Origin of the sequence: Protofrankia sp. CiP1_Cm_nod2, from assembly GCF_920664355.1 — a bacterium.
Lineage (GTDB): Bacteria > Actinomycetota > Actinomycetes > Frankiales > Frankiaceae > Protofrankia.
Genome location: NZ_CAKKTL010000276.1, coordinates 1 through 6,334, shown reverse-complemented (window position 1 = coordinate 6,334; position 6,334 = coordinate 1). Strand labels below are relative to the sequence as shown.

The 6,334-nt window shown below is 72.2% G+C and carries 5 protein-coding genes and 1 pseudogene; 2 read left to right on the top strand and 4 right to left on the bottom strand.

The genetic code is table 11. The features are described 5' to 3' along the window. A partial coding sequence (locus tag NBW84_RS21490; RefSeq protein ID WP_250286834.1) for a Stk1 family PASTA domain-containing Ser/Thr kinase occupies positions 1–1,041 on the top strand: 1,041 nt, incomplete at its 5' end. 200 nt (positions 1,042–1,241) lie between these two features. Continuing rightward, a complete protein-coding gene (locus tag NBW84_RS21485; RefSeq protein WP_250286832.1) occupies positions 1,242–2,504 on the top strand; it encodes a DUF5667 domain-containing protein in 1,263 nt (420 codons plus the stop codon). Positions 2,505–2,660: 156 nt separating this feature from the next. On the opposite strand, the gene NBW84_RS21480 is transcribed toward NBW84_RS21485, so the two are convergent. The 4 genes and pseudogenes from NBW84_RS21480 to NBW84_RS21465 all read right to left on the bottom strand — a co-directional run. Continuing rightward, a complete protein-coding gene (locus NBW84_RS21480; protein ID WP_250286829.1) occupies positions 2,661–4,013 on the bottom strand; it encodes a class II 3-deoxy-7-phosphoheptulonate synthase in 1,353 nt (450 codons plus the stop codon). Between the two features lie 238 nt (positions 4,014–4,251). After that, entirely contained in the window at positions 4,252–5,277 is a 1,026-nt protein-coding gene (locus tag NBW84_RS21475) for a 6-phosphofructokinase (RefSeq protein ID WP_445548467.1), read from the bottom strand. A gap of 216 nt (positions 5,278–5,493) precedes the next feature. Beyond that, positions 5,494–6,060, bottom strand: coding sequence for a polyadenylate-specific 3'-exoribonuclease AS (locus tag NBW84_RS21470; protein WP_445548799.1), 567 nt, complete (start codon positions 6,058–6,060; stop codon positions 5,494–5,496). Continuing rightward, positions 6,057–6,334 (bottom strand): annotated as a pseudogene (locus NBW84_RS21465) (hypothetical protein); the annotation flags it as partial. The pseudogene NBW84_RS21465 and the gene NBW84_RS21470, both read right to left, overlap by 4 nt.

Genomic DNA, 6,334 nt, shown 5'->3' with positions numbered 1-6,334 from the left:
GGGGTGCGCGGCGCCCGGGGCGCCCATGGTGGCGGCGCCCGTCGGCGCAGCCGCCCCCGGGCGACCGCCGGTTTCGCCCTGGGTGGCCGGCTGGCGCCCGACTGGCGCCACCGGTTCCTGCCGCGCCGGCCCCGCGGCCGCAGACCGCTGGTGGCGGTCGTGATCGCGGCTGTCGTCCTGCTCTGCGGGATCGTCGTGTCCAGGGCGTTGTCCGGGCCGGGCACGACGCCGATCCCCCCGCTGGTAGGCCTCGACCAGTCCGTGGCGGTACAGGCGCTGACCGACGCCGGGTTCGCCGTGGCCTACGACGAGGCCGCCACCAGCGACACCATCCCCGCCGGGAAGGTCATGACGCAGGAGCCGGCCAGCGCCGTCAGGGCGGCGCGCGGCAGCCCCGTGCGGATACGCCTGAGCCTGGGCCGGGCGAAGGTCCGGGTGCCGGACGTCGCCACCCTGTCGGTGGCGGAGGCCCAGGCCCGGCTGACCCGCCAGCAGCTCAACCTCTCCGCGACGCCACGCACGGAGGCCAACGACACGATCCCGGCCGGCAACGTGATCAGGACGGAGCCCGCCGTCAACACCGAGCTCGCCGCCGGCGCCCAGGTGACGCTGATCGTCAGTTCCGGTCCAGCCATGGTGACCGTCCCCAATGTGATCAACATGCCCATCGCCACGGCCCAGTCCCAGCTCGGCGCCCTCGGCCTGAAAGTGACACGGCTCGACATCAACGACGGGACGGTGCAGAGCGGAAACGTCATCCGCACCTCCCCCGACCCGGGGCAGCCAGTCGCCCGCGGCTCGGTGGTGACAGTGCTGGTGTCCAAAGGACCGCTGGACGACGAGGACCGCGGCGACCTGGTCGAGGTACCCGACGTCACCGGCCAGAAATATCAGAACGCGGCTCGCGAACTGCAGCGCCACGGGCTGCGGGCCGAGCGCAACGGCTTCATCTTCTTCGACAACTCGGTGGTCAGTAGCATGGATCCGCCCCCTGGCAGCAAGGTCAAGCGAGGTACCAAGGTGACCCTCACTGTCGAATAGCTCCGGTAATCGCCGCCCGGCTGTTCCAGGGGGGCATTTTTCCCGGCATACTTCGACTGTCCGGACGAATCACCCTCGGGCATGGGGCGGGATACGTGCCCGGACGGGGTGTCCCTGGTCATCATGGGGGCCGACGGTGTATCCGGGTGGTAGCGACCCCCGGTCGGCACACCGTACAGGGGGAAACAGGGGGGACTCCGGTGGGAGCACTGCTCACGGGGCGACGAGTCACGGGGCGACGAGCCAAGCGTTTCGACCGGCTGGTCGACAGCGGGTCGCCGGCCGCTCACCCGGGTGACCGCGAGCGGCTGGCCGTGGTCGCGGCGCTGCGTGCCCGCGAAACGGTGTCGTCACGTCCCGAGTTCCGTACGGCGCTGCGCGCCCAGCTGCTCGCCGAGAGCCTGACCACCGGGCTGTCGCGGACCGCCACCGATATCGCGCCGGCTATCGCGCCGGCTATCGCGCCGACAGCTGTCTCGCCGGTGCCGGGCGCCACGGCCCCCGATGCCCCGGCGGCCCCGGCCCCGGCCCCGGGCGCGTCGCCGGTGAGACGCCCGGGCTACCTGGTGCGCACGCCCGCCCAGCGAGGCCTGTTCGCCTGGGCCACCGCGTCCCGGACGACGGCCCTCCCCCGGCCCACCGCCGGCCCGCGTCCGGTCCTGCTCGGCGCCCTCGCGGTGTCGGTGGTGGTGACCGGGATCACCGTCGGGACCCATCGGGCGGTCCCCGGTGAGCCGCTGTACGGGCTCAAGCTGCGCGTCGAGCACATCCAGCTCGACCTCACCAGCAGCCCGGTCGAAAAAGCCAAGATCCATCTTGATATCGCCCGCACCAGGCTCAACGAGATCAATTCGATCATGGATAACGGGCGGCTGCCGAAGAAGACCATCGAGGTACACGACCTGCTGACGGCCTGGCAGCAGGAAGCGTCCGCCGGCGGGAACGTCCTGGTCACCGAGGCCCGCAGGGGCAGCGAGGACGCGCTGCGAACCGTCCAGGACTTCACCGACGACCAGTCGCGGGACCTGCACGTCCTGCTCGACAACCTGCCGGACGGCCCCCTGCACGCCATGACCGCCGAGGCCCTCGACTACGTGCACGGCGTCCACAGCACCCTCAGCACCGGCGAGAACACCCCACCGGCGGCGGGCGCCCCCGGCCAGGCGGACGCCTCACACTCACCGCAACCGGTCCCGTTCGCCGTCCTGACCCCTCCCGTGGCCGCGAGCCCCGCCGCCCACCCCAGCATCAGCCCCTCGGCGGCATCACCACGGCCGGCCCGTTCCGCGGGCGCCGTCCACAGCCCGCAGGCACCGGCCACGCAGGCCTCCGAGCCCCAGGCCGTCCCGACCGACGCGCCCGCGCCCAGCGCGCCCGCGCCCAGCGCGCCGGAGAGCCCGCCGCCGGCCGATGCGGGCGGCCCCGTCCAACCGGTCGGCACCAGCACCGGCGGAGCCGCCTGATCCTGACGGGCGGGCCGGCCCCTGGCCGCCTGTCGGCCGGGGCGTTCCCGGCCGGGATCACCACCCTGGGGCCCTCGGCCGCGGCCCGGGAGGAAGACCGGCCCGCGGCCACCGCGCGGGATCACCCCGTGGGGACGTGGGATCACCCCGTCGGGATCAGTGCCTCTGCGAGCGGGCCACGTTGATCTGCTGCAGCATCTCCGCCACGAGGAAGGCGAGCTCCAGGGCCTGACCGGTGTTCAGCCGCGGGTCGCAGGCGGTCTCGTACCGGCCGGCCAGGTCCGCCTCACCGATACGCTCTCCCCCACCGAGGCACTCGGTGACGTTGTCCCCGGTCAGCTCGATGTGGATCCCCCCGGGATGGGTGCCGAGCTGCCGGTGGACCTCGAAGAAGCCGAGCACCTCGTCCAGGACGTCGTCGAAGTGCCGGGTCTTCACACCGTTGACGTCCCGGGTGTTGCCGTGCATCGGGTCGCACGACCACACCACCGGATGCCCGGCGGAGTTGACCTTCTCGACGATCGCGGGCAGGACGTCGCGGATACGGCCGGCGCCCATCCGGGTGATGAGTGTGAGCCGGCCGGGCACGTGGTCGGGGCTGAGCCGGTCGGCGAGGGCCAGTACCTCGTCGGGCGAGGCCTTCGGGCCCACCTTGCAGCCGAGCGGATTGCCGATCCGGGACATCAGGTCCACGTGGGCGCCGTCGAGGTCACGGGTCCGTTCGCCGATCCACAGCAGGTGCGCCGAAAGATCGTAGATCGAGCCGGTGGCGTCCTCCCTGCGGGTGAGCGCCCGTTCGTAGTCCAGCAGCAGCGCCTCGTGGCTGGTGAACAGCTCGACGCCGTGCAGTGTCGGCGTGCGCTCGAGATCGATACCACAGGCGGCCATGAACGACAGGGCCCGCTCGATGTCGGTCGCCATCACCTCGTAACGACGCCCGGCCGCCGAATCCCGCACGAACGCCTTGTTCCATTCGTGCACCTTGGACAGATCGGAGAACCCGCCGGTCGCGAAGGCACGGATGAGGTTCAGCGCGACCGCGCTGGCATGGTAGGCGTCCAGCATGCGGCCGGGGTCGGGCCGGCGGGCCCGCGCCGTGGCGGCGATGTCGTTGACCGCGTCACCGCGGTAGGACGGCAGGCCGGTGCCGGCCTCGATGTCGGCCGAGCGGGGCTTGGCGTACTGGCCGGCGATCCGGGCGACCTTGACCACCGGCACGCTCGCGCCATAGGTGAGCACGATCGCCATCTGCAGCAGCGTCTTCACCTTGTCGCGAATCTTGTTGGCGGTGTTCGCGGCGAAGGTCTCCGCGCAGTCTCCGCCCTGCAGCAGAAATGCCTCGCCCCGGGCGACCGCCGCGAGCCGTTCGGTCAGAATCCGCACCTCGGGTGCGACAACCAGCGGTGGCAGTGTCGCCAACCGGTCGCGGACGGCGGCCAGTTCCCCCTGGTCCGGCCAGTTCGGTTGCTGTTTGGCCGGCAGGGCCCGCCAGGCGTCGAGTTCCTCCACAGTGATACAGGGTACGGCCCGGGCACGGGCGCACGTCGCGCAATCCCCGGTGTCATACCGTCCCGCGCCACCCGCCCGTGCCACCCTGCGGCAGCCGGCCAGCCGCCGGCTTCACGGCCGCTTCCCGGCCGCTTCCCGGCCGGCCGCCCGGGCCCCGCGCGGCCGTTTCAGCCGTTTTCCGGGCGTTTCGGCCGCTTCATCCTTCGCAGCTGTTTTCCGGCCCTTCGCGGCGGGCGTCTCAGCCGAAGAAGACCTCGGCCTCGGCGTAGAGCTCCTCCGGCACCAGCTTGAGCTCCCGGGTCGCCTCCGCCAGCGGCACCCGGTCGATCCGGGTACCGTGCAGCGCCACCATCGTGCCCCAGGCGCCGTCGTGCGCGGCGTCGATGGCGTGCAGGCCGAAGCGGGTCGCCAGCCACCGGTCGAACGCCGTCGGGGTGCCGCCCCGCTGGACGTGGCCGAGCACGGTCGCGCGGGACTCCCGCCCCGTCCGCCCGCGGATCTCGGTCTCCAGCACGGCGGCGATCCCCTGCAGCCGGACGTGGCCGAAGGCGTCGAGCTCCCCCTCCTTGACGGTCAGCGAACCGGCCACCGGGACGGCGCCCTCCGCCACCACGATGATCGGCGCGTACTGGGAGGCGAAACGGTGCTCGACGAAGGCGCAGACCTTGTCGATGTCGAACGGCCGCTCCGGCAGCAGGATCACGTTGGCCCCGCCGGCCAGCCCGCTGTGCAGCGCTATCCACCCCGCGTGGCGTCCCATCACCTCGACGATGAGGACGCGGTGATGGCTCTCGGCGGTGGTGTGCAGCCGGTCGATGGCCTCCATCGCGATGTTGACAGCGGTGTCGAAGCCGAAGGTGTAGTCGGTGGCGGACAGGTCGTTGTCGATGGTCTTGGGCACGCCGACGACCGGGATGCCCTCGTCGTGCAGGCGGGCAGCCACCCCCAGGGTGTCCTCCCCGCCGATCGCGATCAGCGCGTCGACGCCGTGCGCGGCCAGGGTCCGCCGAATACGCGCGACACCGCCGTCCTCCTTGTAGGGATTTGTGCGACTGGATCCGAGAATAGTGCCACCACGCGGGAGAATTCCGCGTACCGCCTCCACCCCGAGCGGGACGGTAGCGTTCTCCAGCGGACCTCGCCAACCATCCCGGAAGCCCACGAAAGAATATCCGTAGACATCCGTGCCCTTGCGGACGACCGCCCGGATGACCGCATTCAGCCCGGGACAGTCCCCACCGCCTGTAAGTACCCCGATCCGCATTCCATGCACCTCCTGGCGGGCCGAAGAAAGCGCGATCTTCTTTTTCTCGCGCCCGGCTCCCCTGGCCACCCGATGGTCATCAACCGGTGACGAGCCGCTCCTGTCAGTTCGGAAGCGTAATCCCACGGAGAGGATCGAAGAAACACATCCGCCGCCCGTGGCGCGGGGAATTCGCCGGCCCGGCGGCCGTACTTCACGGAAGTTTCGCCACGATCCTCACCGCGCGGGGGCCGGGGCCGGGCAGGCCCGCAGCGGCGCCAGGACCCGCCAGCGGTCGAGGTTGTGCCGGGCGTCGGCGAGCGCGTCGTGGGCGTCGGACGGCGGGGGCGGCAGCGGTGGCCGGCCGACCTCCTCCCAGAGCTGGCGCAGGTCCCGGGTGAAACGGGGGAGGAACCGGGGCAGGTCGGTCATCGTGCCGAAGAGCTGGCAGAGCACCACGTGGTCGTAGGCGGCGTACCAGGCCCACAGCTCCGGCGGCCCGGCTGCGCCGAGGAAGGCGACGATGTCGGAACGGATGCGCGCCCGCGTCCGCCAGCTCGGGTCGGACGGCGGCGGGAGCTTGTCCAGGACGTTGCGCCGCACCCACGGCACGGCGAAGGCCGGGTCGAACTCGGTGGACACGGCGTAGTACTCCCGGCTGCCGTCCTCGCTGACAATCCCGATGCTCACCAGGTCCAGCCAGAGGTGGCCCCCCTCCGAGCGCTCGATGAACTCGGTGTCGTAGAGATAGCGGCTGGCCACCGCTCCAGTCTGCCCGCCGGCCGCCCGGGAGGACGCGCTCATTCGCCGCGGGGGGACGCCGGGCCGTGGCGGCGGTCACGACGCAGCCTCGACCACAGCCCGGCGAGGACGATCGCCATCCCGGCGGCGCCGGCCAGCGGCAGCGCCCACAGCAGCATGCCGTTGACCTCCTCGCCGGCGTCGCGCTCATCGGCCCGGCCCGCGACGGTGGTCTGATCCACGGCGGCCGGGCCGGAACTGCCGCCATCGGCGGCCCCCGCCGGGGCTGCGGCAGTACCCGGGGTGACGGCCGCCGCGCCGGCCGCCGGGCACGGGC

Excerpts from the sequence above, each read along its gene's own strand:
- NBW84_RS21475 (WP_445548467.1), bottom strand. The coding sequence starts at position 5,277 with ATGCGGATCGGGGTACTTACAGGCGGTGGGGACTGTCCCGGGCTGAAT.
- NBW84_RS21470 (WP_445548799.1), bottom strand. The coding sequence starts at position 6,060 with ATGAGCGCGTCCTCCCGGGCGGCCGGCGGGCAGACTGGAGCGGTGGCC.